The sequence below is a fragment of the Leclercia sp. 119287 genome (assembly GCF_009734485.1).
GTDB lineage: Bacteria > Pseudomonadota > Gammaproteobacteria > Enterobacterales > Enterobacteriaceae > Enterobacter > Enterobacter adecarboxylatus_C.
The window spans coordinates 1,550,014-1,575,098 of record NZ_CP046445.1; the positions used below are offsets into that span (position 1 = coordinate 1,550,014).

At 56.0% G+C, this 25,085-nt stretch carries 25 protein-coding genes; 13 read left to right on the forward strand and 12 right to left on the reverse strand.

The annotated features are described in order from the left end of the window. Nucleotides 1-21: 21 nt before the first annotated feature. Nucleotides 22-630 carry an undecaprenyl-diphosphate phosphatase gene (ybjG, locus tag GNG27_RS07520; RefSeq protein WP_156263286.1) on the reverse strand — a complete coding sequence of 203 codons (609 nt, stop codon included), beginning with the start codon at nucleotides 628-630 and terminating at the stop codon, nucleotides 22-24. 7 nt (nucleotides 631-637) lie between these two features. Beyond that, the gene (locus tag GNG27_RS07525; RefSeq protein ID WP_156263287.1) at nucleotides 638-1,366 is read right to left on the reverse strand and encodes a phosphatase PAP2 family protein; all 729 of its coding nucleotides are present in this window, start codon (nucleotides 1,364-1,366) and stop codon (nucleotides 638-640) included. A 167-nt stretch (nucleotides 1,367-1,533) separates the two neighbouring features. Between GNG27_RS07525 and GNG27_RS07530 the strand changes: the two genes are divergently transcribed. After that, nucleotides 1,534-2,769 (forward strand): MFS transporter, encoded by a 1,236-nt coding sequence (locus tag GNG27_RS07530; protein ID WP_142488832.1) that lies wholly within the window; start codon nucleotides 1,534-1,536, stop codon nucleotides 2,767-2,769. 83 nt (nucleotides 2,770-2,852) lie between these two features. Here the strand turns inward: GNG27_RS07530 and GNG27_RS07535 are convergent, their stop codons facing one another. Together GNG27_RS07535 and GNG27_RS07540 are read right to left on the reverse strand one after the other, a co-directional pair. Next, complete coding sequence (locus GNG27_RS07535) at nucleotides 2,853-3,665, reverse strand: Cof-type HAD-IIB family hydrolase (RefSeq protein ID WP_156263288.1); 813 nt, start codon at nucleotides 3,663-3,665, stop codon at nucleotides 2,853-2,855. Further along, a complete protein-coding gene (locus GNG27_RS07540) occupies nucleotides 3,655-4,872 on the reverse strand; it encodes an MFS transporter (RefSeq protein ID WP_142488834.1) in 1,218 nt (405 codons plus the stop codon). Before GNG27_RS07540 ends, GNG27_RS07535 begins: the two co-directional genes overlap by 11 nt. Before the next feature lie 81 nt (nucleotides 4,873-4,953). On the opposite strand from GNG27_RS07540, the gene GNG27_RS07545 reads away from it, so the two are divergent. Then, nucleotides 4,954-5,496, forward strand: coding sequence for a TetR/AcrR family transcriptional regulator (locus tag GNG27_RS07545; RefSeq protein WP_142488835.1), 543 nt, complete (start codon nucleotides 4,954-4,956; stop codon nucleotides 5,494-5,496). 48 nt (nucleotides 5,497-5,544) lie between these two features. Here GNG27_RS07545 and GNG27_RS07550 read toward each other — a convergent pair whose 3' ends face one another. From GNG27_RS07550 to GNG27_RS07560, 3 genes are read right to left on the reverse strand one after another with little or no spacing between them, the layout of a single operon-like run. Next, the gene (locus GNG27_RS07550; RefSeq protein WP_142488836.1) at nucleotides 5,545-5,922 is read right to left on the reverse strand and encodes a hypothetical protein; all 378 of its coding nucleotides are present in this window, start codon (nucleotides 5,920-5,922) and stop codon (nucleotides 5,545-5,547) included. A gap of 42 nt (nucleotides 5,923-5,964) precedes the next feature. After that, nucleotides 5,965-7,641 carry a hypothetical protein gene (locus GNG27_RS07555; protein WP_156263289.1) on the reverse strand — a complete coding sequence of 559 codons (1,677 nt, stop codon included), beginning with the start codon at nucleotides 7,639-7,641 and terminating at the stop codon, nucleotides 5,965-5,967. Further along, nucleotides 7,638-8,378, reverse strand: a complete 741-nt coding sequence (locus GNG27_RS07560) for a hypothetical protein (RefSeq protein WP_156263290.1) — start codon at nucleotides 8,376-8,378, stop codon at nucleotides 7,638-7,640. Before GNG27_RS07560 ends, GNG27_RS07555 begins: the two co-directional genes overlap by 4 nt. 549 nt (nucleotides 8,379-8,927) lie before the next feature. Between GNG27_RS07560 and GNG27_RS07565 the strand changes: the two genes are divergently transcribed. The 6 genes from GNG27_RS07565 (at nucleotide 8,928) to crtB (ending at nucleotide 15,241) form a co-directional block, all read left to right on the forward strand. Continuing rightward, nucleotides 8,928-9,500 (forward strand): DUF2239 family protein, encoded by a 573-nt coding sequence (locus tag GNG27_RS07565; protein ID WP_156263291.1) that lies wholly within the window; start codon nucleotides 8,928-8,930, stop codon nucleotides 9,498-9,500. A 226-nt stretch (nucleotides 9,501-9,726) separates the two neighbouring features. After that, complete coding sequence (locus GNG27_RS07570) at nucleotides 9,727-10,647, forward strand: polyprenyl synthetase family protein (protein ID WP_156263292.1); 921 nt, start codon at nucleotides 9,727-9,729, stop codon at nucleotides 10,645-10,647. Then, nucleotides 10,644-11,672, forward strand: coding sequence for a type 2 isopentenyl-diphosphate Delta-isomerase (gene fni / locus GNG27_RS07575; protein ID WP_156263293.1), 1,029 nt, complete (start codon nucleotides 10,644-10,646; stop codon nucleotides 11,670-11,672). The genes GNG27_RS07570 and fni overlap by 4 nt, the downstream gene beginning before the upstream one ends. Continuing rightward, a complete protein-coding gene (gene crtY / locus GNG27_RS07580; RefSeq protein WP_156263294.1) occupies nucleotides 11,672-12,847 on the forward strand; it encodes a lycopene beta-cyclase CrtY in 1,176 nt (391 codons plus the stop codon). Before fni ends, crtY begins: the two co-directional genes overlap by 1 nt. Further along, nucleotides 12,840-14,318 carry a phytoene desaturase gene (locus tag GNG27_RS07585; protein WP_142488843.1) on the forward strand — a complete coding sequence of 493 codons (1,479 nt, stop codon included), beginning with the start codon at nucleotides 12,840-12,842 and terminating at the stop codon, nucleotides 14,316-14,318. Before crtY ends, GNG27_RS07585 begins: the two co-directional genes overlap by 8 nt. Beyond that, entirely contained in the window at nucleotides 14,315-15,241 is a 927-nt protein-coding gene (gene crtB / locus GNG27_RS07590; protein WP_156263295.1) for a 15-cis-phytoene synthase CrtB, read from the forward strand. The genes GNG27_RS07585 and crtB overlap by 4 nt, the downstream gene beginning before the upstream one ends. Here the strand turns inward: crtB and GNG27_RS07595 are convergent. The 4 genes from GNG27_RS07595 to GNG27_RS07610 form a co-directional block, all read right to left on the reverse strand. Next, on the reverse strand, nucleotides 15,180-15,716 hold the full coding sequence (locus GNG27_RS07595; RefSeq protein ID WP_156263296.1) for a sterol desaturase family protein: 537 nt from the start codon (nucleotides 15,714-15,716) through the stop codon (nucleotides 15,180-15,182). The two genes, crtB and GNG27_RS07595, sit on opposite strands and share 62 nt — an antisense overlap. Nucleotides 15,717-16,138: 422 nt before the next feature. Continuing rightward, the gene (locus GNG27_RS07600; RefSeq protein WP_231600434.1) at nucleotides 16,139-17,185 is read right to left on the reverse strand and encodes an acyltransferase; all 1,047 of its coding nucleotides are present in this window, start codon (nucleotides 17,183-17,185) and stop codon (nucleotides 16,139-16,141) included. Nucleotides 17,186-17,810: 625 nt separating this feature from the next. Then, nucleotides 17,811-19,496, reverse strand: coding sequence for an aspartate:alanine antiporter (locus GNG27_RS07605; protein ID WP_142488847.1), 1,686 nt, complete (start codon nucleotides 19,494-19,496; stop codon nucleotides 17,811-17,813). A gap of 316 nt (nucleotides 19,497-19,812) precedes the next feature. Continuing rightward, nucleotides 19,813-20,528 (reverse strand): IS1-like element IS1A family transposase gene (locus tag GNG27_RS07610; protein ID WP_231600435.1). Its coding sequence is split into 2 segments (ribosomal slippage): nucleotides 19,813-20,279 and nucleotides 20,279-20,528, totalling 717 coding nucleotides; the frame shifts between segments, so codons are not numbered across the junction. A gap of 63 nt (nucleotides 20,529-20,591) precedes the next feature. Between GNG27_RS07610 and ybjM the strand changes: the two genes are divergently transcribed. Then, nucleotides 20,592-20,936: an inner membrane protein YbjM gene (gene ybjM / locus GNG27_RS07615; RefSeq protein WP_156263298.1), complete on the forward strand. Its 345-nt coding sequence runs from the start codon at nucleotides 20,592-20,594 to the stop codon at nucleotides 20,934-20,936. Nucleotides 20,937-20,949: 13 nt separating this feature from the next. Here ybjM and GNG27_RS07620 read toward each other — a convergent pair whose 3' ends face one another. Continuing rightward, on the reverse strand, nucleotides 20,950-21,219 hold the full coding sequence (locus GNG27_RS07620; protein ID WP_142488849.1) for a GrxA family glutaredoxin: 270 nt from the start codon (nucleotides 21,217-21,219) through the stop codon (nucleotides 20,950-20,952). Nucleotides 21,220-21,399: 180 nt separating this feature from the next. On the opposite strand from GNG27_RS07620, the gene nfsA reads away from it, so the two are divergent. The 4 genes from nfsA (at nucleotide 21,400) to potF (ending at nucleotide 25,079) form a co-directional block, all read left to right on the forward strand. Further along, nucleotides 21,400-22,122 carry an oxygen-insensitive NADPH nitroreductase gene (gene nfsA, locus GNG27_RS07625; protein WP_156263299.1) on the forward strand — a complete coding sequence of 241 codons (723 nt, stop codon included), beginning with the start codon at nucleotides 21,400-21,402 and terminating at the stop codon, nucleotides 22,120-22,122. Nucleotides 22,123-22,194: 72 nt separating this feature from the next. Continuing rightward, nucleotides 22,195-23,097, forward strand: coding sequence for a 30S ribosomal protein S6--L-glutamate ligase (gene rimK, locus GNG27_RS07630; RefSeq protein WP_142488851.1), 903 nt, complete (start codon nucleotides 22,195-22,197; stop codon nucleotides 23,095-23,097). Nucleotides 23,098-23,140: 43 nt separating this feature from the next. Further along, entirely contained in the window at nucleotides 23,141-23,617 is a 477-nt protein-coding gene (locus GNG27_RS07635) for a YbjN domain-containing protein (protein WP_156263300.1), read from the forward strand. Between the two features lie 349 nt (nucleotides 23,618-23,966). Next, complete coding sequence (potF, locus tag GNG27_RS07640) at nucleotides 23,967-25,079, forward strand: spermidine/putrescine ABC transporter substrate-binding protein PotF (protein ID WP_142488853.1); 1,113 nt, start codon at nucleotides 23,967-23,969, stop codon at nucleotides 25,077-25,079. The last annotated feature ends 6 nt before the right edge of the window (nucleotides 25,080-25,085 follow it).

Consider the following 25,085-nt stretch of genomic DNA (forward strand, 5'->3'; position numbering starts at 1 on the left):
GTTTACCTCGTGAAACCCAAATTAGTCACGTATCCAGCCTTTGCGAATAGGCAGGGCAAAGCAGAAGCGGTAAAGCTGCGAGAGGCGTTGATAGAGGGCGTGCCCGAACAGATTCCACAGGATCTGCGCGCTCAGACAACCCAGCAGTCCGACCATCAGCCCGCCCAGCATATCCATCGGCCAGTGCACGCCAAGATAGACGCGGGACCAGGCAATGGCGCAGGCCACCATCATCAACACTATGCCTGACCAGATCCGGTGCCAGAGCAGGAACGCCAGCGCAAAGGTGAAAATAGCGGTGCCGTGATCGCTCGGGAAGGAGTCATCCGCGGCGTGGTGCAGGAAGTTATAGCCGACACGGTCGACAAACGGGCGGTCGTGGGGGAACAGATGACCCAGCAGCCACGACGCCGCCAGGCTTATCACCAGCGCCATGGCGATTTTAATCACCAGCTGACGCTGGGCGCCCACCTGCTTGCGCGGCCCCCACAGCCAGAGGATCGCAATCAGCGCCGGTACAATGCTGATCAGGTCTTTCGCCACAAAGATGGCCAGTTTGATGCTCCACTCCGGTGAAGCAGGTGTGGCATTAATCAGTTCAAACAGTCCGTAGTTCAGATTTTCTAACATATCCTCGTTACTCTTTTGCAAACCAGGTGGAAATCAGGCCCCAGGCCACCACCTGTGAAAACCACACCCACCAACCTGCCCACAGGTTGTGAGAGAAGAAATGTGCCCCGCGCATCACCTGGCCATAGCCCATCACTAACCCGAGTACGGCACCGGCTATGACCATTCCCCAGGCCAGGCGTGGGCGCTCGCGCCAGAAGGCGAAGAACAGCCCCGTCACCATAAAGCCGCTCGAGGAGTGGCCCCCCGGGAAACAGCGGCCAGGGCCACTGCCGGGAGGAGCTGAGTCAAACAGGGGATACGCCAGCGCTTTGCCGCCATACTCCACCAGATCCCAGGGACAGCTGTGATGGCTGATAGCCTTCAGGATGCCCACCACCGCCGTGCCCAGCCCCATCAGCAGCGCCGCCGTCACTAATCGCGGGTTGCGGCTGAACGCGCCGTAAAGGAGGGTGACCGCCGCCACGGCAATGGTCAGGTATTTCGCCAGCCGATGGTTGAGCAGATCCAGCAGCGCATTGTGCTGCAGCGGAAAGTGCTGACCTGCCGCGTCATACCAGTAACCCGTCAGCAGCCTGTCGAGCGTTTCATCCCGCGCCAGCCAGGTCAAAAGCCCGGCCAGAACCAGCAGCGCTAGCAGCTGGTAACCATAAAAACGAACCGGTAAGCGGTAAAGGGCTTTTGTCTTAGAAGTCTTTAACTTAGACAATTCTGAAGCGGAGACGATTTGTGTCATAATTAAGGTCAATGACTGGAAAAGCCCAAGCATACGGATGGCAACTTAAGGAAACCTTAAACGACAGCGATTTGTGCCTTATTTCTGTGAGGCGGCGTGAATCTGCTATCTCTGGTGCGGCCATTTCATTACACTCTGCGCGATTTTTTATCGGATACTGAGACTCCATGCTAAACCGTTCTTCTTCCCGCACGCGCCTGGGGCGTCAGGCGCTGCTGTTCCCGCTGTGTCTGGTGCTGTACGAATTCTCCACCTATATCGGAAACGATATGATCCAGCCCGGCATGCTGGCGGTGGTGGAACAGTACAACGCCGGGATCGAGTGGGTTCCCACCTCCATGACCGCCTACCTGGCGGGGGGGATGTTTTTACAGTGGCTGCTCGGGCCGCTGTCGGATCGTATTGGCCGTCGTCCGGTGATGCTGACCGGCGTGGTGTGGTTTATCGTCACCTGCCTGGCGACCCTGCTGGCGCAAACCATCGAGCAGTTTATGGTGCTGCGTTTTTTACAGGGGGTCAGTCTGTGCTTTATCGGCGCGGTGGGTTACGCCGCCATCCAGGAGTCCTTTGAGGAGGCGGTGTGCATTAAAATCACCGCCCTGATGGCTAACGTGGCGCTGATTGCGCCGCTGCTTGGCCCGCTGGTGGGGGCCGCCTGGGTCCACGTCGCGCCCTGGGAGGGGATGTTCGTGCTGTTTGCGGCGCTGGCAGCGATCTCGTTTTACGGTCTGTACCGCGCGATGCCCGAAACCGCCACCCGCATCGGTGAGAAGCTCTCACTCAAAGAGCTGGGGCGCGACTATAAGCTGGTGCTGAAGAATGTCCGCTTTGTGGCGGGGTCGCTGGCGATTGGCTTTGTCTGCCTGCCGCTGCTGGCGTGGATCGCCCAGTCGCCGGTGATCATCATCAGCGGCGAAAAGCTCAGCAGCTACGAGTATGGCCTGCTGCAGGTGCCGATTTTTGGCGCGCTGATTGTGGGTAACCTGGTCCTGGCACGCCTGACGTCACGCCGCACCGTGCGTTCGTTAATCATCATGGGCGGCTGGCCCATCGTGATTGGGCTGGTGGTGGCCGCGGTGGCGACGGTGGTTTCCTCCCATGCTTATCTGTGGATGACCGCCGGGCTGAGCATCTATGCGTTTGGTATTGGGCTGGCGAATGCCGGGCTGGTGCGCCTGACGCTGTTTGCCAGCGAGATGAGTAAAGGCACGGTGTCGGCGGCGATGGGGATGTTGCAGATGCTGATCTTTACCGTCGGGATTGAGGTCAGCAAACATGCCTTCAGCAGCGGGGGGAACGGGCTGTTCAGCCTGTTCAACCTGGCGAACGGCATCCTGTGGCTGGGGCTGATGTTTGTGTTCCTGAAAGACAAGCGGGTGGGTAGTTCGTTACAGCCGGAGTAAACAATCAAGCCGGGTGGCGGCTACGCCTTACCCGGCCTACGAAACCCGTAGGCCCGTGCAAGCAACGCGCCGCCGGGCATTGCTTAGTTGAACGGGGCTTCCCGGTTCAGGACGCGGTCGATCACTTCCAGCACCCCTTCGTCGTTATTGTGCGGCGCTTCATAGCGGGCAACCGCCTTGATGTGATCCCGGGCGTTTGCCATCGCAAAGCTGTACCCGGACTGGGTGAGCATCTCCACGTCATTCCCGCTGTCGCCAAAGGCGACCACTTCGCTGTTGTCGATGCCCCACAGCTCCTGCAGCAGGCGCAGGCCATTGGCTTTGTGGATCCCCGGCAGGATCAGGTCAATACTGCCGTGGCCGGTGGTGACCGGCACCATAATGTCGCTCAGCTGCTGGTGGATCATCGCCTGAATGCGCGGGATCTCATCGTCCGGCACGTTCAGCCCAAACTTAAAGAAGATATCGTTGAAGTTGTCGAAATTATCCACCTTTTCCAGCCGGTGATAATATTTGGCGGCAAGGTCATGGAAGGTTTCACCATAGTGTTTCAGGGTATAGGCGCTGCCTTTGCCGCAGGCGATCACCTCCACTTCCGGAATGGCGCAGAGAAACTCCGCCACGGTGGCGAACTGGGCCTGCGTCAGCTCGCCGTTGTAAACATCCTGCCCGGCATTCACCACCCAGCCGCCGTTCTCCGCCACAAACGCGATCTCATCGGCGATCTCAGGGAAGAAGGAGATCAGCTGGTAGTACTGGTTGCCGCTGGCGACCACAAACCGTATGCCCTGTTCCTTCATCTGCGCGTACTGGCGCAGAAAACGCGCGCGATTGTACTGCTTCGCATCGTTCAGGAAGGTGCCATCCATATCAACTGCAATCAGTTTAACGCTCATATCCATTCTCCATGGCAGATTTAGCCTGCGAATCCGGTTTGGCGACCGCCCTGGCAACCAGGGCGGCAATCATCACTAATCCTAATACCACCAGCATGGCGCTGCGTAAGCCGTAATGCTCCCCGAGGAAGCCCAGCAGCGGCGGGCCCACCAGGAAGGCGAGATAGCCGGTGGTGGCGACCACGCTGACGCGGGTCGGCGCATCCGGGCCGGTGTCGCTGGCCGCCGAAATGGTCAACGGGAAGCCAAGCGAAGCACCAAGTCCCCACAGCACCACCGACACGCCGGCCACCCAGTCGACATCGACAAAAATAATCAACGCAATGCCCAGACCACCCAGCAGGGCGCTGGCACGGACCACCGTCACCCGGCTGTAGCGGTCAATAAACCAGCCGCCGGTAAAGCGACCGACGGTCATGCCCAGCGTAAACCCGGCGTAAATCAGCGAGCCGGAGGTCGGGCTGAATCCGTGACCGTCCACCATCAGCAGCGGCAACCAGTCGTTCGCGGAGCCTTCGGCAAAGGCCATCGCCAGCACCACCACGCCAATCAGCATCAGCTGCATATCGCGATAGAAGGGCAGCCCTTTTTCACCCGTTTTAGTTTCACCCGCGACGTTCCTGCCGTTGCCATCCGGGATGGCGGTGATCCCCAGCAGAACCGGGGCGATACAGACCAGCGCGGCCAGCAGAGTATGTGTCGTAGCGGCAATGCCGGAGGCGGTCAGGGCCATGCCGATACCGGCGCCTGCCAACGTGCCAAGGCTGTAAAATCCGTGCATCATCGGCAGTACGGTTTTGTTCATCTCCTGCTCGATGGTTGCGCCTTCGACGTTAATCGCCACTTCCGCCGCGCCAAAACTGCCGCCAAACACGGTCAGCCCGATGGCAAACGCCAGCGGGGAGGCGAACCACAGCGCAACGCTGAGCATCATCATACCCACAATCGCGCAGCACATAGTGGTGCGGATCACTGTCCGCGTGCCGAACCGCTTAACCAGCCAGGCGGAACAGAGAATGCCGCTCATCGAGCCTATCGACAGGCCAAATAACACGATGCCCATTTCCGCCGTCGAGACCGACAGAATGTCGCGGATAGCGGGGGTGCGCGTGGCCCAGGAGGCCATTAACAGGCCGGGAATAAAGAAGAACATAAACAGCGCCCACAGGCGTCTTTGCAGAATTTTGCGCGATGAGATGACGGTCATGGTTTCTGTACCAGAAGGACAACATAGAAGACAACACTAGCAAGTTTGTGTACATTTGTACATAAATGCGCTGAGGTAAAAATGAACAGACGACCCAACGATCCGCAACGGCGGGAACGGATATTGCAGGCCACCCTGGACACCATCGCAGAGCATGGTCTGAACGCCGTCACTCATCGCAAAATCGCCAGCTGCGCCGGGGTGCCGCTGGGGTCGATGACCTACTATTTTGCCGGGATGGATGCGCTGCTTGAGGAGGCCTTCACCTGGTTTACGCAGCAGATGTCGGTGCAGTATCGCGAGTTCTTTGCCGGGGTGACGGGGCCGGAGATGGCCTGCGAGTCGATCGTCACCCTGATTTACAGCTCCCAGGTCACCACGCCGCACAATATGGAGCTGATGTACCAGCTTTATGCCTTTATGAACCGCAGCGCATCGTTAAAAACCGTGATGCAGGACTGGATGAAAACCAGCCAGACGACGCTGGAGCAGTGGTTTGATCCGGTCACCGCCCGTGCCCTGGACGCGTTTATTGAAGGGATGACGCTGCATTTTGTCACTGACAGACAGCCGCTATCGCGGGAGGCGTTAAGGGTTATGGTGGGGCGGATTGCGGGGGTATAACATCAACCAACAGGCCAGCTTGCGCTGGCCTTCATGTCTTTCGGCTGGTTAATCCAGTAAGCCGGTAGACGCGGTGCTGGAGGTCTGGACGAAGTTATAGCCTTCGACCACGTTACCTTTAAACCAGATATCCATGGATTTAATGTTCGCCGTTGCGCCATTGGTAAACATGGAGACAATCGGGATATAACTGGTGATGCTGCTTTTTCCTGATGTTACCGAGTAGCTCCACGTCTCTTTGCCATCAATCATTGCACGTGTCTGCGGCTCACCATATTTGTTAATAATTTCTTGCTGGGTGGTTTTGCCTTTAATGATATTGGCCGCCACCGTTTGCTGGCTTTCCTCTTTGATGGATTTATTGCCATACACCGTACAGCTTGCAAGAGGAAGAATGGCAAGTGCGACAAAAATGAACTTTTTCATATTATACCTTGTTTATATTGATTATTTATTCCCAGTCGGGAATCACTCTTCGCGCGTGACATACCCGAAATCAAAGCCCTGCAGCACATGTTCACGCAAATATTGATTGATCGGGTAGCTGTAGCTTTGGCCGATACTGACGGCATGCATCACACGCAATACCGCTCCCCCGCTCAGCGGTAAGGGTTCATCGGTGATGGTAATTTTCGCGCCCGCCAGCCCATCTTTCAGATTTTTATAGGCCACTGATTCAGTGATGCTGTTATTGATAAGGCTGAACGTGACCACCAGAACGGCAATTAACGCGACCGGGAAGGCTAAAGGATGGCGATTCAGGAACCGCACCGGGCGCCAGGAACGGCGGGTTAATAGCGTCGCCGTCAGGGGAACGAGCACTAAATAGAGCAGTTTTGCCAGGTGCGTAAGTGCACCCACCAGAGAGAAAATCAGCGCAATGGGCGGCACAATAACGGCACGCGCGGCATCTTCACCCAGCTTTTCATTAACCCCTCCCGCGCTATAGCTCGATACTGCCGCGCGCAGTTCAGGTAATTGTTGCTTTACCGCCTCGTTAAGATGTGGCATGTGAAGCTCAAGGGCGAACTGCTTCAGCTTATCGTTCAGCGGATACTCCTCACGAACAAGCGTATTCGCCGGGAGAAGCAGCTTTTCGCGTAACGATTTCTGCACTACGTCAAGGCGGAAAAAGACGCCCCAGTCGAGCCGTTTAGGGATGGTCACGCCCTTGTAGACCACGGTTCGCTGGGCAAGATATTTCTGCCTGGCGGCTTTCGCCACCGCGGCATTAAACCCGGTGCGATCTGACGGCGACCAGTCATTGGCGATGGGAACGCCTTGCCCGCGAACCTGATTTCTTACGGTGGCGTAATAACGTCTCGGGACGTTCCAGGTTTTCAGGCGTTTCGCCTCTAAGGAGCGTTCGTACCGTTGCCAGGCCCTGGCCTGCTCAAGCCGCACCGTTTCGCTGATATCCATGTCATCGTTGTAATAGGCAACAAATTGTTTATGCACCTCGCCACGCGCCTGGATCCAGGCCTCGTAGTAGCCGCGAACGCCGCCTTCTTGTGCGCTGATGTTGTCGCGTAAATTCTGTTCCGCATCGCGTTCCAGTAATTTACGGTAGCGATCGGACGAACTTAGCAGCACCGGTAAGGTTGCCAGAAACGCCTTCCCTGAGGGACTGTTCCACGTCTGTGCCTGTCCACCGCCGCTATCCAGCGGGATGCCTTCCAGCGTCTGCTGTCCTTCAATTAATGCATGCTGATAGAGCTGTGCCAGCAGGGACATCTGACGAAATTCACCCGTGCTCTTCGTCACCTGACGTTCAATCACCCATTCCACCGCATGCCAGGTTAAGGTGCCGGTGATCAGGCAGATCAACAGCACCAGCGCCGTGCTGGCTTTCGCCGTCAGCCAGACGCCTTTTTTCTTCAGCCGGACAATACCCATCAGCGAGAACTGTAACGCCAGCAGCGCCGCCGCGATGGCGGTTAATGTCCGGCCGTAGCGCTCCATATTGTGAACTTCATCGGCGGTCGAGACGCTGCCGACCAGGTCCAGCAGGCGGGAGTTGAACGCCAGCTCACAAATGAGATAGGTGAGGGTAATGCCCGTTACCAGCCAGTTTTGCCAGGCGGGGAGGACCGAACGCTTGATCACGTCCTGAGGCCAGTGCTTTTCCTGAACCTGCTCGGTCATGACTTAAGCTCCAGGCTGGTCTGACGGGTCCTGGTTGGGGCATAGATCTCGGTAGGCACTGAATTGTTCAGCTCCGGTTGGGCAACTTTAGGCGGCAGTGACTCCACGGTTTTGGTCGGCGTGCGTTTAACCGGCTTCGCTACGGGCTGCGCTTTGGTTTTACGGGACGATCTCACGTTATCAGGGCTGTTGCTGACGACCGTTTTTTGTTTCTGAACGGGGAATCGACTGTGGTAAACCTCGCCATGCTGCCAGTTGAACTGCTCCACCCGATTGTCGGTGGTGAAATTCAGTTGCAGCTTGTCCGCGCTGGCGTTGATCTCAGGCCCTGTATCGCATACGCCGGTGAAGGCCCACTCCTGGGATCGCGTATTTTGCAGATCGACCAGGCGATACTGTGCCGGGCAGGACGGCGTCGCCACTTTCAGCAGCAGTAACGTATGTCCTTCGATGTGATACTGATTGATGATCCTCGCCCAGCTGATGCCCTCCAGCGGGCGCTCAATCATCAGATTGCTCCACTTCAGGCTATAACGACCATTCAGCTCCCTTAATGCCCCTGTCGAGCCATCCGCCAGCGTGAACTGTCCGACTTCGTTCCCCAGAACGCTCGCCAGATCGGTATTAAACAGAATTTTGCCGTTTTTATCGTAACGAACAGAGCAGCCACTTAACCCAAGAATTAACGCCAGAACCAGTAAGCTACGTAAGGTTAAGTTGTGTCGTGACATAGTCATCTGTTAATTCCGTTTTGGTACGTTATTTTATCAATGCGCAACGTTATCAATGTTGCCATTGATAATTGATGAGGAGGATTTCCGCGATTGCTTATAAATTTGACTTAAGGCCCGATAAACCACGAAAACAAATTCTGATGGAGGAAAAATTTATATGTCCACTGCTCTTGAGAAAGCGTGATGCTCATCCATGAGAAAAATCTCAAAAAATTTAACATGTTGAAATAATCAGTCAATCTCCATTTCTGGTAGTTCTTCGAAAGGGGATACAGCAGAGCAGGCAGTGAAATACCGCAGGGAGTTAATTTTTCCGCCGCGAGAAGATATATGCGGTCAGAGTCCATTTTTAACAGAAAAATGATCTACTCTTTTATCTGCCAATTATTTTTAAGCCGTACAGATATCTGCCGCCGTTATTCTTGCCCCCAGCGCGTCAAATTTACCCGTTTCAGCAGAGGCCACAGACCCTTGTTTTTACCCGGGTATAATTGACAGGGCGCGCGCCTGCGCGTACGTTGCTATTTTTACCCGGATAGAAAAGGTAGCAGCATGGCGAACATCACCCTTACCGCCTTCTGGCGACAGCAACAGATTGCGCACGGTACGCTGAGCGCGCTTATCCAGCAGATCCAGTCCGCTAATATTCAGGATGAAACCGTTTTCATTTTTAACGATCGTAGCGGCAAGCGTCTCGATATTCACCTTCACGGGGATATTGCCAGCACTCTGGCGGTGTACCCGGAGCTGGCAGAAAGCAGCGTCGTCAGAACCCGGGGCAGGCCAAAGCTTGGCGTCTCGGCAAAAGAGGTGACGCTGCTGCCGCGTCACTGGGAGTGGCTAGCCTCCCAGCCCGGCGGGGCTTCCGCTACCTTGCGCAGGCTTATCGATCAGGCGCGAAAATCCAGTGACGCGGCGGATAGCAAGCGCCAGCGACACGACCGCGCCTACCACTTTATGTATGAGATAGCCGGGGATCTGCCTGATTACGAAGCCAGCCTGCGTGCGCTCTTTGCTGACGATGAGGTCGCGTTTACCGCGGGTATCAAAAACTGGCCGCAGGATATTCGCCAGTACGCGTTACGGCTGGCGTTTGGCAAAGAAGAGGATCACCAGCAGGGGTGACGGGAAGGGGGGTCTAATATCTCTACAAATGTAAATTTTTGTGCAACTTACTTCATGTCTATAATTTTAAGTTATTTATTTTAATATAATTAATAACTATTTTCGTTTTCTCTTACCCCGGCGGGCAACAAAACGCAGAAGGATACGCTACGCTTTGTAAATCATCCTGCGGCAAGCGTTTTTACCTCTTCTGCGGAAGTCGCCACCATATACCGGGGAAGCCCCTATGACCCTTAGTCATGAAGATGATGTAAAAATGCTGCTGTCTGCGTTTGAACAACGTCTGGAACAACTGCTGCCTGCGGGAGAGCAGGAGGGCCAGGTCTACGCGGCCATGCGCGAAGCAACGCTTGTCGCCGGCAAGCGCATGCGCCCTCTGTTGCTGCTGCTGGCGGCGACCGACATGGGCTACAAAGCTGAGCGGACAGGCCTTCTGGATCTGGCCTGCGCCATTGAAATGGTTCACGTGGCCTCCCTGATTCTGGATGACATGCCCTGCATGGACAATGCCATGCTCAGACGCGGGCGGCCGACGGTTCACTGTCAGTATGGCGAAAGCGTCGCGATACTGGCGGCAGTGGCGCTGCTGAGTCATGCATTTTGCGTCATCTCACGCGCGCCTTCGCTGACGCACGAGGCCAAAGCGCGGGCGATTGCTGAGCTTTCAGCATCGGTGGGGCATATGGGGCTGGTACAGGGGCAATTTCGCGATCTGAACGAGGCCCGGCAGAGCCGTAATGCGGATGAAATACAGCTGACCAATGAGTTGAAAACCAGCAGCCTGTTCAATGCCACCCTGCAACTGGCGGCCATAGCGGCCGAAGCTCCGCCTCAGGTCAGCGAACGTCTGCGCTTTTTCGCCCGCGATCTCGGTCAGGCTTTCCAGCTGATAGATGACCTGACGGACGGCTCACACGCCACCGGCAAAGATCCCCATCAGGATAAAGATAAATCGACGCTGGTCGCCGTGCTCGGGACAGAGAGCGTTTTCCTGCGCCTGCGTGAGCACGTGCGCAGCGCCGACCAGCATATTGCTACCGCCTGTCAGCCGGGAACTACCGCCCGGCACTATGTTCACGTCTGGTTTGAAAAACAGCTGACGCTTATCAGTCAGAGCCTGTCGTTATCCCTGTCGGAGTGTCAATGAGCAACCTGTCGCAACGTAAAAGCGATCATCTCGATATCGTACTGAACAGCACGCCCGGGGTAAAAAAGTGTACCAGCGGCTTTGAAAAATGGCGGTTCGGGCACTGTGCACTGCCTGAACTGCATCTTGATGATATTGATCTCTCGACCTCGCTGTTTGGCCGCGCCCTGAAGGCGCCGCTGCTGATCAGTTCTATGACCGGGGGTACCCGTCGGGCGAGCCAGATCAATCAACATCTTGCCCTTGCCGCGCAGGCCCTGGGGCTGGCGATGGGGGTTGGCTCCCAGCGCGTGGCGCTGGAGAGCGAGGCTAACTACGGCCTGACGCGTGAACTGCGCGCCTTTGCCCCGGACGTGGTGCTGATGGCCAACCTCGGTGCCGCGCAAATCGCGGGCCGACAGGGCATCGACTATGCCAGACGCGCCGTAGAGGCCCTCGCGGCTGATGCGCTGATTATCCACCTCAACCCGCTTCAGGAGGCGCTGCAGCACGGCGGGGATCGCAACTGGTGCGGGGTTATCGACGCCATTCATCAGACCGTCGAGGCGCTGCATGTGCCGGTGGTGGTCAAAGAGGTGGGCAGCGGGCTTTCGGTACCGGTTGCCCGTCAGCTGGCTGCGGCGGGCGTGGCGATGCTGGATGTCGCCGGAGCCGGTGGTACCAGCTGGGCGGCGGTTGAGGGCGAACGCGCCGTCACCGCTCATGGCCGGGCGGTGGCGATGGCCTTTGCCGACTGGGGGATCCCGACCGCGACGGCATTACAGGATCTGCATCAGGCGCTGCCCGACATGCCGCTTGTGGCCTCGGGCGGGATTGTCAACGGCATCGAGGTGGCAAAAGCGATCCGCCTGGGCGCAAGCCTGGTGGGGCAGGCGGCCGGGGTGCTGCAAAGCGCGTTACTCTCCAGCGAGGCGGTCATTGACCATTTTCAGGTGATCATCGACCAGCTGCGCGTCGCCTGTTTCTGCACCGGGAGCGCCAACCTGGCCCAGCTGCGTCAGGCCACGCTGGTGGCGCAGACGTAATGGCGCACGAGTGGGACATCATCCTGGCGGGCGGTGGGCTGGCGAACGGGCTGATCGCGTTACGGTTGCGTCAACAGCGCCCCGGGCTGCGCGTGTTGCTTCTCGAAGCCGATAGCCAGCCGGGGGGGAATCACACCTGGTCGTTTCATGAAGGCGACATTACCCCCGGGCAGCACCGGTGGATTGCACCCCTGGTGGCACATCGCTGGCAGGGATACGACGTCCGCTTTCCCGGCCTGAACCGGACCCTTACCGGGGACTACCTCAGCATCACCTCCGCGCGTTTTGCCGCCGTGCTGGCCGACGCCTGTGGCGAGAGCCTGCAAACTGACGCCGCCGTCACCGCGCTCACTCCGCAGACGGTGACGCTCGCCGACGGCACCACGCTCCGGGCCCGCGCGGTGATCGATGGCCGGGGCTACACGCCGGACAGGCACCTCAACACCGGCAGCCAGTCATTTCTTGGCCAGGAGTGGCATCTCCGCCAGCCGCACGGCCTGACCCGGCCGATACTGATGGACGCCACGGTCAACCAGCAGGGCGGGTATCGTTTTGTCTATACCCTGCCGCTTTCCGCCACCGAACTGCTGATCGAAGATACCCACTACATTGACGCCGCCCGGCTGCACCTCAGCGCCGCGCGGCAAAACATTGCTGACTACGCCCGCCAGCAGGGCTGGTGCCTGGACCGCCTGATCCGCGAAGAGCGGGGCCATCTGCCGATTATGCTGGCGGGTGATTTCCCTGCCTACTGGCAGGCGCGGGATAAACAGCCGTGCAGCGGCCTGCGCGCCGGGCTGTTTCATGCCACCACCGGCTATTCGTTGCCACACGCGGTGGCGCTGGCCGAGGCTATCGTCGGCACTGCGGATATCAGCGCGGCCACGATCTTTTCCGTGATTCATCGCTATGCCCTGCGCCAGTGGCAGGAGCAGCGTTTTTTCCGCACTCTCAACCGCATGCTTTTTCTGGCGGGGAATGCCGATAAACGCTGGCAGGTGATGCAACGTTTTTACTCTCTTAACGAAGGGCTGATTGCCCGCTTTTACGCCGGGCAACTGACCCTGGCCGATAAAGCGCGGATCCTGGCAGGTAAGCCCCCGGTTCCCGTCGGCGAAGCGATGCTCGCCATACTGAAACTCACTCCCCGGATGCGAGCGTTTCACCATGAATAAAACAGTCATTATTGGTGCCGGGTTTGGCGGATTAGCGCTGGCCATTCGGCTACAGGCCCAGGGCATTGCCACACTCCTGCTGGAGCAGCGGGATAAGCCCGGTGGGCGCGCGTACGTTTATCACGATCAAGGGTTCACCTTTGACGCCGGGCCGACGGTGATAACCGATCCCAGCGCCATCGAAGAGCTGTTCACCCTGGCCGGAAAACGGATGGCGGATTATGTCGATCTCCTGCCAGTCACTCCTTTCTATCGCCTGTGCTGGGAGACGGGAGAGGTCTTTGATTACGACAATGTGCAGGCCCGGCTGGAAGAACAGATAAGACGTTTTAACCCCCGTGACGTGGAGGGTTACCGCAAATTTCACGCCTACTCGCGGGCGGTGTTTAACGAGGGGTATCTCAAGCTCGGCACGGTGCCGTTCCTCTCTTTTCGCGATATGCTCCGCGCCGGGCCGCAGCTTGCCCGCTTGCAGGCCTGGCGCAGCGTCTACGGCATGGTTTCGCGCTTTATCGAGAATGAACAGCTGCGTCAGGCGTTCTCGTTTCATTCCCTGCTGGTGGGGGGCAACCCGTTTGCCACCTCGTCCATTTATACCCTGATCCACGCCCTGGAGCGTGAGTGGGGCGTCTGGTTTGCCCGCGGCGGCACCGGGGCGCTGGTGCAGGGGCTGGTGAAGCTTTATCAGGATCTCGGCGGGGAGTTGCAGCTGAATGCGGAGGTGACCCGGCTGGTGGCCGACGGCGATCGCATTCGCGCCGTGGAGCTGAAAGACGGCCAGACGATCCCGACCGCGGCGGTGGCCTCCAATGCCGATGTGGTGCATACCTATGAAAAGCTGCTGGGGCATCATCCGGCGGGGGCGGCGCGCGCGACATCGCTCAAGCGCAAACGCATGAGTAATTCCCTGTTTGTGCTCTATTTTGGCCTTAACAAGCAGCACGATCTTGCCCACCACACGGTGTGTTTCGGGCCGCGCTATAAAGAGCTGATCGACGATATCTTTAATAAAAACGCGCTGGCGGAGGATTTCTCCCTCTACCTGCACGCCCCCTGCGTCACCGATCCCTCCCTCGCGCCGCCGGGCTGCGGCAGTTATTACGTGTTAGCCCCGGTGCCCCACTTAGGCACCGCGGATCTCGACTGGGTTGTGGAAGGGCCGCGCCTGCGCGACAGGATTTTCGATTATCTTGAAGCCCACTACATGCCGGGGCTGCGCAGCCAGCTGGTGACCCACCGCATGTTCACTCCCTTCGATTTTCGCGACCAGCTTGGCGCTCATCTGGGCTCCGCCTTTTCGGTCGAACCGATCCTGCGCCAGAGCGCCTGGTTCCGGCCGCACAATCGCGACAGCCGAATCCCCAATCTTTACCTGGTCGGGGCGGGCACCCATCCGGGCGCCGGTATTCCCGGGGTGATCGGTTCGGCCAAAGCCACGGCAGGGCTGATGCTGGAGGCGCTTTCCCGATGAACACCACCCTGATGGATCACGCGACCGACACCATAGCCGTGGGCTCGAAAAGCTTTGCCACCGCTGCGAAACTCTTCGATCCGGCCACCCGGCGTAGCGTGCTGATGCTCTACGCCTGGTGCCGCTACTGCGATGACGTTATCGACGGCCAGGAGCTGGGATTTAACGCCAGTCCCGTGGACAGCGCCCAGGCAGAGCAGCGTCTGGAGATGCTCAAACGCCAGACTCTGCGCGCGTGGGAAGGGGGAGAGATGCGTGAGCCCGCCTTTGCCGCCTTTCAGGAGGTGGCGCTGGGCCACAACATCCCGCTCCAGCTGGCTTACGACCACCTTGACGGTTTTGCCATGGACGTACGCGAGACGCATTACGAGACTTTCGATGACACCCTGCAATACTGCTATCGCGTGGCGGGGGTGGTGGGGTTAATGATGGCGAGGGTGATGGGGGTACGCGATGAAGCCGTGCTCGATCGAGCCTGTGATTTAGGCCTCGCCTTTCAGTTGACCAATATCGCCAGGGATATTGTCGAGGATGCCCGGGTGGGCCGCTGTTATCTCCCCGCCCAGTGGCTGGCAGAAGCGGACATCCCCCCGGGGGCGATAGCACAGCCCAAAATGCGCGCGCCCCTCGCGGATATCGCCCGACGGCTGGTGGCAGAAGCCGAGCCTTACTATGCCTCTGCCCGGGAAGGTCTGGCCGGGCTGCCGCTGCGATCCGCCTGGGCCATTGCCTCGGCGCACGGGGTATATCGTGAGATTGGCGTGAAGGTCGGCGCGGCGGGGCCCCGGGCCTGGGATACACGGCAGGGGACCAGCGGTCTGGAGAAGTCGGGATTACTGCTAAAAGGGGCTTTGCTTTCGCTCACTTCTCGTTTTGCGACGCCGTCACCGCGCCCGCCTCAGCTCTGGCAGCGCCCGCGCTAGCCCCACGGCGGGCCTTGCGCTGGCGTAAGGTGGCCTGCAATTTTTCAATCGGCGGGGCATAGAGAAAACCAAAGGAGACGCAGTCCTCTTTGCCCCGTACTGCGTGGTGCAGACGGTGCGCCAGATAGAGGCGCTTGAGGTAACCCCGGCGCGGGATATAGCGAAACGGCCAGCGCTGATGCACCAGCCCATCATGCACCATAAAATAGAGCGCGCCATAGAGCGTCATCCCGGCGCCAATCCACTGTAGCGGCCATATCCTCCAGGTCCCCAGCGCAATCAGCACAATCGCCAGCACGGCGAACACCACCGCGTACAGGTCGTTGACCTCAAACCAGCTGGTGCGCGGCTCGTGATGCGACTCATGCCATCCCCAACCCCAGCCGTGCATGATGTACTTGTGTGCAAGAGCGGCGATGAGTTCCATGGCGGCAACGGTTAAAAGCACGATCGCTGTGTTGTATAGCGCGAGCATTGGTACTCCTTGGGCTCGGGGGAAAATTTAGGTGACTTATTAAGCGTAACACTTAAATGGGGGATGGGTGGATAGATGGGGCTGGCGGGTGCGATTTATTGCCTGAAAACAACAGATCTTTTCTGGGGATATATTGAAGCTCCCTGGTGCGAGAAAGTTTATGAAATGACATCTGGGATGGTAATGAGAGGGGCCGGATGAATAAAAAAGACGAAAGCCGGGATAGTCGCCGCAAAGATGAAATCTCCAACGCTGCTCACGCGCAAAGTATCATTAGCTATAATTTATAGAAGAATAAGTTGTAACCTCGCCTCATCCTCGGCAAGGATAAAGTTAAACCAATGATAAGGATGCACTACACTAAAGGTGCAGGCCAGTGAAACATTTGCAGCATCATAAGCTTCCTGGCCTAAAAACCTAAACTAACTTAATTCCAATGATGAATTTGGTTTGCGCTTCCAGTTAAGAATGAAAGATTTTATAGTCTTATTATCTTCAACGAAATGGTAGCAAGCCGAAGCCATCACTATGTTAATTAATGCTAAAAGTGTCCATATAAACCATGTTGGAAATGATGCCAGAGTGTCATGATATTTTGTTATATAAATCATGATAGGCAACTGCATCAAGTAAAATGAGTAACTTATCTTTCCTAAATATATCAAAGGGAGTGTGATTATATTTTTATTGATAGCTGCACTTGCAAGGTAATAAACAATAATGCAAGTAGCAGGTAGTGTTATATAGTTGTTTTGCATCCAGCCAATATTGCTCGTTGGAGAAATGAAAAGTAGTGATGCTATAGCGAGAATAAGAAAACTTTTGTTAAAACGAGTGAAACGGAAACCTTGCGCAAAAATACATCCAATCGCTACACCTGCTACAAACTCCGGTAAGCGGTGGACAGGACTGACATAATAACGTGGGAAATCCGCACTATTAGTTAATATCATAGATATTGGTATGATTATTGAGGATATTATGATCGCAATGCTTAATGAAAGTATCGGTCTTTTTTTAATTAGCGGCAAAAGGAATGGGAAAACGAGATAAAAAAACATTTCCGTTGAAACAGACCATGAACCACCAAAGTTCCATTGACTAAAACTGTCAGGAAACCACGACTGAGCAGTAGTTAAAAATAATATAATATAGGTTATGGCCTGTTTTAAGTTGTATTCGAAAAGGAAAGGAATCGAAATCAAACCCATAATAAAATAGGCAGGGAATATTCTGGCGACTCGGGAACGATAGTAGTTTTCTTTAATTCCCTTTCTTGAAGCCCATGCCATGACAAAACCAGAAAGGACAAAAAAGAAAGACATTCCAATAGCGCCATTTCCAATCACAGATTGCAGCCACTCGGAGACTTCAGCCTTATATCTCAGATTACAATGAAATAAAAATACATAAAAAGCAGTTATAAAACGGAATATTGTTAGTCCGTGAAGGTCATTTCTGATGTTCATAGTCATGTTCAGGTGATTTTTTTTCTGATGCTATCATAGCATTTGAAGGTGATACCCATCGTTTCTTCATTCTAAGCCAAAATGTCACTACGCTGCCAAACTTCTTCTGAAACCGCTCCATCTGCAATCTCTTTCAATCATGTCTCTATCGCAGCCTGACGACGCATTTCTGAAAGCGTCCTTCTAAAGTCACGAACGTTCCTCTGGTTGTTTTACGGAAGTGGAATTGATGCGAGCAGCGCGTCTTCGAGTTCCCAGGGTGCTTCGACAGCAACTCAGTGAACATTCATATTCTTTCATGCGGCTATCCTGGCTGATTTTTCCTTATGATTATAATCGTTAGCTGTCAGGAATCGATGGTTTTCAGAAGTGATGAGAGCGAAAAATCTGGGGGGAGGATAACAGATTTCAACAACAGTTTTTAATGCAGTCGCCATTTTGTCGACACATGAGTGTAAATCACAGGCAACAAAAAACCCATCAACCTTGAACCAAAACGGCGGGGTTGATGGGCTCCACAAATTGGGGACATCAAAGAAAAGCAGTGGCAATAGTTATGACTGACGGATGACAGAAAAGTTCTGCGCATCACGAAAATTTTTTCGCCATTGCGCAAATTTCTCTCTTATCCCAGCCCCGGCCAGATGATGATGATCAAGGTCCCCGCAAGGGTTAACAGCACGTTAGCGATGGCGTAGGTACCGGCATAGCCCAGCGCCGGGATGTTGCTGCGGGCGGTATCACTGATAATTTCCATTGCAGGGGCGCAGGTACGGGCGCCCATCATCGCGCCAAACAGCATGGCGCGGTTCATGCGCAGCACGTAGGCGCCGAATAGGAAACAGATCACCACCGGCACCAGGCTGACGATTAACCCGGCAACCAGCATCTGCCAGCCCACTGCGCCCAGGCTGTGGCTGATACCGCTGCCCGCGCTCAGGCCGACGCCCGCCATAAATACCATCAGGCCAAACTCTTTCACCATGTTCAGCGCGCCCTGAGGGATATAGCCGAAGGTTGGATGGTTGGCACGCAGGAAGCCGAGCATGATCCCGGCGAACAGCAGGCCTGCGGCGTTGCCGATGCCGAAGCTAAAGTTGCTGAACTGGAAGGTGATCATCCCGATCATCAGGCCGACAATAAAGAAGGCGCAGAACGCCAGCAGGTCGGTCACCTGGCTGTGAATGGAGATAAAGCCGATGCGGTCGGCGACGGTTTTCACGCGGCGCGTGTCGCCGCTCACCTGCAACACATCACCCTTGTTCAGGACGATGTTGTCGTCGATAGGCATCTCAATCTGGCTGCGGATCACCCGGTTGAGGAAGCAACCGTGGTCGGTCAGCTTGAGCTGGGCCAGGCGGCGGCCCACGGCGTTGTGGTTCTTGACCACGATCTCTTCGGTGACGATGCGCATGTCGAGCAGGTCGCGGTCGAACACCTCTTTGCCGTTACGGAAGCTCGGATCGAGACGGGCGTGCGCATCCGGATAACCCACCAGCGCGATATCATCGCCCATCTGCAACACCGCGTCGCCGTCCGGGTTAGCCAGAATGCCGTTACGGCGAATACGTTCGATATAGCAGCCGGTCTGGCGATAAATGCCCAGCTCGCGCAGATTTTTACCGTCGGCCCAGGCCACCAGCTCCGGGCCGACGCGGTAGGCGCGGATCACCGGCAGATAGACTTTGCGTTTGGTGTCAGTGTCCAGACCGCGCTCGCGGGCGATCTGCTGGGCGCTGGTCTGCAGATCCTGATGCTGCAGTTTCGGCAGATAGCGTGCGCCGACAATCAAACTCACCAGACCAATCAGATAGGTCAGGGCATAGCCGAGGCTGAGGTGATCCAGCGCCAGCGACAGCTGGGCGTTATCCAGCCCGAGATGGCGCAGCGTATCTCCGGCACCCACCAGCACCGGCGTGGAGGTCATCGACCCGGCCAGCATGCCCGCCGTCAGGCCGATATCCCAGCCAAACAGTTTGCCTAAACCCAGCGCGATGAGCAGGGCGCTGCCGACCATCACCAGCGCCAGCATCAGGTAATTTTTGCCGTCGCGGAAGAAAATAGAAAAAAAGTTGGGCCCGGCTTCGACGCCGACACAAAAAATAAACAACATAAAGCCCAGATTCAGGGCATCGGTGTTAATACTGAAATGCTGCTGGCCTAATAATAACGAAACGACTAAAACGCCAATAGAATTACCGAGTTGGATCGACCCGAGACGTAATTTACCCAGGCAAAGACCCAGAGCCAGTACCACAAATAATAACAGGATGTAATTCCCGTTTAACAATTCTGCGACGTTTATGTTCACGGAGGATAACTTTTCGTTTACCAGTAAGTGGTTGAAGGGGTGGGATATTTAGGCTACTGTTTTGCACTGTAAGAGAAGGAGTAACGCTCCCGATCGCGCATTATAATATATCCCACAAAGTAATATCAAACTATTAGTTAATTTTTAACAAATATCACCCTTTGATAGCGATGATGTAATGGCGTGCTGATTTTGGCAAGGAATGCCGGGTGACTCAACTAATTGGCGTCCACGGGGCGAAAAAAGTATTTGTCCGCACTGGCAGGGGGATAGAGTGAATATTAAACGTAACTGGTTTGGCGTGGCTTGCTGCTTTTTAGGTAATGACTCCAACGTATTGATAGTGTTTTATGTTCAGATAATGCCCGATGACTTTGTCATGCAGCTCCACCGATTTTGAGAACGACAGCGACTTCCGTCCCAGCCGTGCCAGGTGCTGCCTCAGATTCAGGTTATGCCGCTCAATTCGCTGCGTATATCGCTTGCTGATTACGTGCAGCTTTCCCTTCAGGCGGGATTCATACAGCGGCCAGCCATCCGTCATCCATATCACCACGTCAAAGGGTGACAGCAGGCTCATAAGACGCCCCAGCGTCGCCATAGTGCGTTCACCGAATACGTGCGCAACAACCGTCTTCCGGAGCCTGTCATACGCGTAAAACAGCCAGCGCTGGCGCGATTTAGCCCCGACGTAGCCCCACTGTTCGTCCATTTCCGCGCAGACGATGATGTCACTGCCCGGCTGTATGCGCGAGGTTACCGACTGCGGCCTGAGTTTTTTAAGTGACGTAAAATCGTGTTGAGGCCAACGCCCATAATGCGGGCGGTTGCCCGGCATCCAACGCCATTCATGGCCATATCAATGATTTTCTGGTGCGTACCGGGTTGAGAGGCGGTGTAAGTGAACTGTAGCTGCCATGTTTTACGGCAGTGAGAGCAGAGATAGCGCTGATGTCCGGCGGTGCTTTTGCCGTTACGCACCACCCCGTCAGTAGCTGAACAGGAGGGACAGCTGATAGAAACAGAAGCCACTGGAGCACCTCAAAAACACCATCATACACTAAATCAGTAAGTTGGCAGCATCACCGCTTTTTACTGTTCACCGCGGTGTGCGTCTGTCTGACGTTCAGGGTGAGGGGGGCGTTTATGTCCGCAGGCTACCCTGGACTGGGATTACTCTTCTTCACCTTGCCGGGTATCGCTGCCAGCTTCTTCTCCCGTGGCGGAGAGGTGATCAGGCCGCTGATTGGGGCGATACTGGCCGCGCCGGTCTGTCTGGTGGTGATGCGGATGATGTTTATCCCGTCACGCACGATGGTGCAGGAGCTGGCCTGGCTGCTGAGTGGCGTTTTCTGGTGTGCGTTAGGTGCGCTGTTCTTTCTGTTTGTGCGCCGGGCGCTGAAGAACCGCCGCGAGAGAATAAAAACGCCCTCAGAGTGAGGGCGTGAAAGGCTTACTGGGCAGCAAACAGCCCCAGGTGCTCTTTGGCGTAGGCTTCAAAATCGGTAAAGCCGCCGATGTGGGTCTGGTCGAGGAAAATCTGCGGAACAGTTTCAACCGGCTTACCGACGGTTTTTTCCAGATCGGCCTTGGTGATGCCTTCGGCATGAATGTCCACGTAGCGGTAGTTAAAATCTTCACGCTCAGCGGTCAGTTTTTCTGCCAGATCTTTTGCGCGCACACAGTAAGGGCAACCCGGACGTCCAAAAATCACTGCAAACATGTTCTCTCTCCTGAAACTAAGCCAGACGGCGAATAACGCTATATTGCCGATAACTATCGGTAATGGAAAGCAGGTTCTGCCTGTTGCATTGATATCTTCAGGCTATGTTTGGCCAATTACAGCCTCCTTTTCTTTGCCTATACTGGCGAAATGTCAGTAACGCCCGTAAAGAGAGACAAGATGACGCCAGTAATTGATCTGCTACGTTCCCACCGCTCCATCCGCCATTTTACTCAGGAACCCATCAGCGACGCGCAGCGCGAGGCCATTATTGCCGGTGCGCAAGGCACGTCCAGCTCCAGCTTCCTGCAGTGCAGCTCCATTATCCGCATCACCGACCCCGCGATGCGCGAACAGCTGGTGACCCTCACCGGCGGACAACAGCATGTCGCCCAGGCAGCGGAGTTCTGGGTCTTCTGCGCCGACTTTAACCGCCATCTGCAAATCTGCCCTGAAGCGCAGCTTGGCCTGGCGGAGCAGCTGCTGCTCGGGGTGGTGGATACCGCAATGCTGGCGCAAAACGCGATGACGGCGGCGGAGTCGCTGGGACTGGGTGGCGTCTACATCGGCGGCATCCGTAACAGCATTGAGGCGGTGACCGAACTGCTGCAGCTGCCGAAGCACGTTCTGCCGCTGTTTGGCCTGTGCCTCGGCTGGCCGGCGGATAACCCGGACGTCAAGCCGCGCCTGCCTGCGGCGATGGTGGTGCATGAAAACCACTATCAGCCGGTCGATCAAGAGGTGCTGGCGCAGTACGACGAAGAGCTGGCGAATTACTACCTCAGCCGCGCGACCAATAATCGTCGTGATACCGGGAGCGACCATATCAGGCGCACCATCATCAAGGAAAACCGTCCGTTTATTCTCGACTATTTGCATAAACAGGGCTGGGCGACGCGATAAGTCCATTCATCCTGCGCCTGCCTGCGTGTATGATACGCAGGCTTTTACCGGATTATGTCTGAGAGGTGCAGGGTGAAAATTGCCATATTGTCCCGGGATGGAACGCTCTTTTCCTGTAAACGCCTGCGTGAAGCGGCGGAGCAGCGCGGCCATCAGGTAGAAATCCTCGACCCGCTGTCCTGCTATATGAATATCAGCCCGGCGGCCTCCTCCATTCACTATAAAGGGCGTCAGCTGCCGCACTTTGACGCGGTTATCCCGCGTATTGGCTCGGCAATCACCTTCTATGGCACCGCCGCCCTGCGCCAGTTTGAGCTGCTCGGCAGTTATCCGCTGAATGAATCCGTGGCCATTACCCGGGCGCGCGACAAACTCCGCTCTTTGCAGCTGCTGGCCCGTCAGGGGATCGACCTGCCCATTACCGGCATTGCCCACTCGCCCGACGACACCAGCGATCTGATCGAGATGGTGGGCGGTGCGCCGCTGGTGGTCAAGCTGGTGGAGGGCACCCAGGGGATTGGCGTGGTGCTGGCCGAAACCCGTCAGGCAGCAGAGAGCGTGATCGATGCCTTTCGCGGCCTGAACGCGCACATTCTGGTGCAGGAGTACATTCAGGAGGCGAAAGGGCGGGACATTCGCTGTCTGGTGGTGGGCGATGAAGTGGTTGCGGCCATCGAACGTCAGGCCAAAGAGGGCGATTTTCGCTCCAACCTGCACCGGGGGGGCGTTGCCCGGATGGTGGAGATCACCGCGCGCGAGCGGGAGATCGCACTGCTTGCCGCCCAGACGCTGGGGCTCGATATTGCCGGGGTCGATATCTTACGTGCCGATCGCGGGCCGCTGGTGATGGAGGTTAACGCCTCACCGGGGCTGGAAGGCATTGAGAAAACCACCGGTATTGATATCGCCGGGAAGATGATCGGCTGGATAGAGCGCCAGGCCACGCCGGAGTTTTGTCTGAAAACGGGCGGATAACTGACCTGCCACGCACTGTTATTTTTTAAGAGGTTCCACCGTTATGGATTCACTCGTAGTACCGACACTTGATACCTTGCGCCACTGGCTCGACAACATGGGCGTTAGCTTTTTTGAATGCGACACCTGCCAGGCGCTGCACCTGCCGCACATGCAAAACTTTGACGGCGTGTTTGATGCCAAGCTCGATCTGATTAACGACGTCATTCTTTTTTCCGCGCTGGCGGAGGTTAAACCCTCGGCATTGCTGGCCTTAGCATCGGATTTATCCGCCATCAATGCCAGTTCTTTGACGGTGAAAGCATTTCTCGATATACAGGACGATAATCTGCCAAAACTGGTGGTTTGCCAGTCTTTCAACGCAGCCGTCGGGCTGACTTTCCCGCAGTTCGCGGCCTTCATTCAGCAGAGCGAAGAGCAGATCTCCATGGTGATGCTTGAAGCCAGCGCCCATCATCTGTTGTACAACGCCGAAGAGGGCGCTGAGCAACCTGAAACGTCGGGCAATTTTCTGCACTAAAGCTGTCTGACTTTTAGGCAGTCGCTGTCGTGGCGGCTGCATAACACCCTCTTTTCTGCTGGATTTAACCTTTCTTTAAAGAATTATTCACCGCCATCCCGCCAATTCGGCTTATCACATAGACATTTACTGCATAAAAAATTGTTAAAAGGCGTTTTTTAATCTGAGCTATAGCTACGGAGACAAGCTACAGTTTATTCTTGCGATGCTGTTAAATGCGAGCAGATACTGCCACCTGAGTAACATCTTCTGCTGCAGGCAGAGTGATAAATTATGCACGTTTCTTGCATAGGCTAAGAGTGTTCATTTTTAGCGCGTTTGTTAACGCGCTTTCAGAAGGATTACCGCTATGATCGCTTTAAATAAAAAATGGTTATCGGGTCTGGTTGCAGGTGCTCTGATGGCTGTCTCTGCCGGCACGCTTGCTGCGGAACAAAAAACGCTGCATATCTATAACTGGTCTGATTATATTGCCCCGGACACGGTGGCGAATTTTGAAAAAGAGACCGGCATTAAAGTCGTCTATGACGTCTTCGATTCCAACGAAGTGCTGGAAGGCAAACTGATGGCGGGCAGCACCGGCTTCGATCTGGTCGTGCCGTCAGCCAGCTTCCTTGAGCGTCAGCTCTCTGCCGGCGTGTTCCAGCCGCTGGATAAAAGCAAACTGCCGGGCTGGAAAAACCTCGACCCCGAGCTGCTGAAGCTCATCGCCAAACACGATCCGGACAACAAGTACGCCATGCCGTACATGTGGGCGACCACCGGCATCGGCTATAACGTCGAAAAAGTGAAACAGGTGCTGGGTGCCGATGCGCCGGTGAACAGCTGGGATCTGGTGCTGAAGCCAGAGAACCTCGAGAAACTGAAAAGCTGCGGTGTCTCCTTCCTCGATGCTCCGGAAGAGGTGTTTGCCACCGTCCTGAACTACCTCGGCAAAGATCCAAACAGCACCAAAGCGGATGACTACACCGGCCCGGCCACAGACCTGCTGCTGAAGCTGCGTCCTAACATCCGTTACTTCCACTCGTCCCAGTACATTAACGATCTGGCGAACGGCGATATCTGCGTGGCTATCGGCTGGGCAGGTGACGTCTGGCAGGCGGCTAACCGCGCCAAAGAGGCAAAAAATGGCGTGAATATCGCTTATTCGATCCCGAAAGAGGGGGCGATGGCCTTCTTCGACGTCTTCGCGATGCCTGCTGATGCAAAAAACAAAGACGAAGCCTATCAGTTCCTGAACTATCTGCTGCGTCCGGACGTTATTGCCCACATCTCTGACCACGTCTTCTACGCCAACGGTAACAAAGAGGCCACCTCACTGGTCAGCGCCGAAGTACGTGACAACCCGGGTATCTACCCGCCGGCAGACGTGCGCGCCAAGATGTTCACCCTGAGCGTCCAGGAGCCGAAAATCGACCGCGTCCGTACCCGTGCGTGGACGAAAGTGAAAAGCGGTAAATAACCGCTC

Bases quoted from the DNA above. Each gene is read 5' to 3' on its own strand.
- ybjG (WP_156263286.1), bottom strand. From the start codon at position 630: ATGTTAGAAAATCTGAACTACGGACTGTTTGAACTGATTAATGCCACA.
- GNG27_RS07525 (WP_156263287.1), bottom strand. From the start codon at position 1,366: ATGACACAAATCGTCTCCGCTTCAGAATTGTCTAAGTTAAAGACTTCT.
- GNG27_RS07530 (WP_142488832.1), top strand. From the start codon at position 1,534: ATGCTAAACCGTTCTTCTTCCCGCACGCGCCTGGGGCGTCAGGCGCTG.
- GNG27_RS07535 (WP_156263288.1), bottom strand. From the start codon at position 3,665: ATGAGCGTTAAACTGATTGCAGTTGATATGGATGGCACCTTCCTGAAC.
- GNG27_RS07540 (WP_142488834.1), bottom strand. From the start codon at position 4,872: ATGACCGTCATCTCATCGCGCAAAATTCTGCAAAGACGCCTGTGGGCG.
- GNG27_RS07545 (WP_142488835.1), top strand. From the start codon at position 4,954: ATGAACAGACGACCCAACGATCCGCAACGGCGGGAACGGATATTGCAG.
- GNG27_RS07550 (WP_142488836.1), bottom strand. From the start codon at position 5,922: ATGAAAAAGTTCATTTTTGTCGCACTTGCCATTCTTCCTCTTGCAAGC.
- GNG27_RS07555 (WP_156263289.1), bottom strand. From the start codon at position 7,641: ATGACCGAGCAGGTTCAGGAAAAGCACTGGCCTCAGGACGTGATCAAG.
- GNG27_RS07560 (WP_156263290.1), bottom strand. From the start codon at position 8,378: ATGACTATGTCACGACACAACTTAACCTTACGTAGCTTACTGGTTCTG.
- GNG27_RS07565 (WP_156263291.1), top strand. From the start codon at position 8,928: ATGGCGAACATCACCCTTACCGCCTTCTGGCGACAGCAACAGATTGCG.
- GNG27_RS07570 (WP_156263292.1), top strand. From the start codon at position 9,727: ATGACCCTTAGTCATGAAGATGATGTAAAAATGCTGCTGTCTGCGTTT.
- fni (WP_156263293.1), top strand. From the start codon at position 10,644: ATGAGCAACCTGTCGCAACGTAAAAGCGATCATCTCGATATCGTACTG.
- crtY (WP_156263294.1), top strand. From the start codon at position 11,672: ATGGCGCACGAGTGGGACATCATCCTGGCGGGCGGTGGGCTGGCGAAC.
- GNG27_RS07585 (WP_142488843.1), top strand. From the start codon at position 12,840: ATGAATAAAACAGTCATTATTGGTGCCGGGTTTGGCGGATTAGCGCTG.
- crtB (WP_156263295.1), top strand. From the start codon at position 14,315: ATGAACACCACCCTGATGGATCACGCGACCGACACCATAGCCGTGGGC.
- GNG27_RS07595 (WP_156263296.1), bottom strand. From the start codon at position 15,716: ATGCTCGCGCTATACAACACAGCGATCGTGCTTTTAACCGTTGCCGCC.
- GNG27_RS07600 (WP_231600434.1), bottom strand. From the start codon at position 17,185: ATGAACATCAGAAATGACCTTCACGGACTAACAATATTCCGTTTTATA.
- GNG27_RS07620 (WP_142488849.1), bottom strand. From the start codon at position 21,219: ATGTTTGCAGTGATTTTTGGACGTCCGGGTTGCCCTTACTGTGTGCGC.
- nfsA (WP_156263299.1), top strand. From the start codon at position 21,400: ATGACGCCAGTAATTGATCTGCTACGTTCCCACCGCTCCATCCGCCAT.
- GNG27_RS07635 (WP_156263300.1), top strand. From the start codon at position 23,141: ATGGATTCACTCGTAGTACCGACACTTGATACCTTGCGCCACTGGCTC.
- potF (WP_142488853.1), top strand. From the start codon at position 23,967: ATGATCGCTTTAAATAAAAAATGGTTATCGGGTCTGGTTGCAGGTGCT.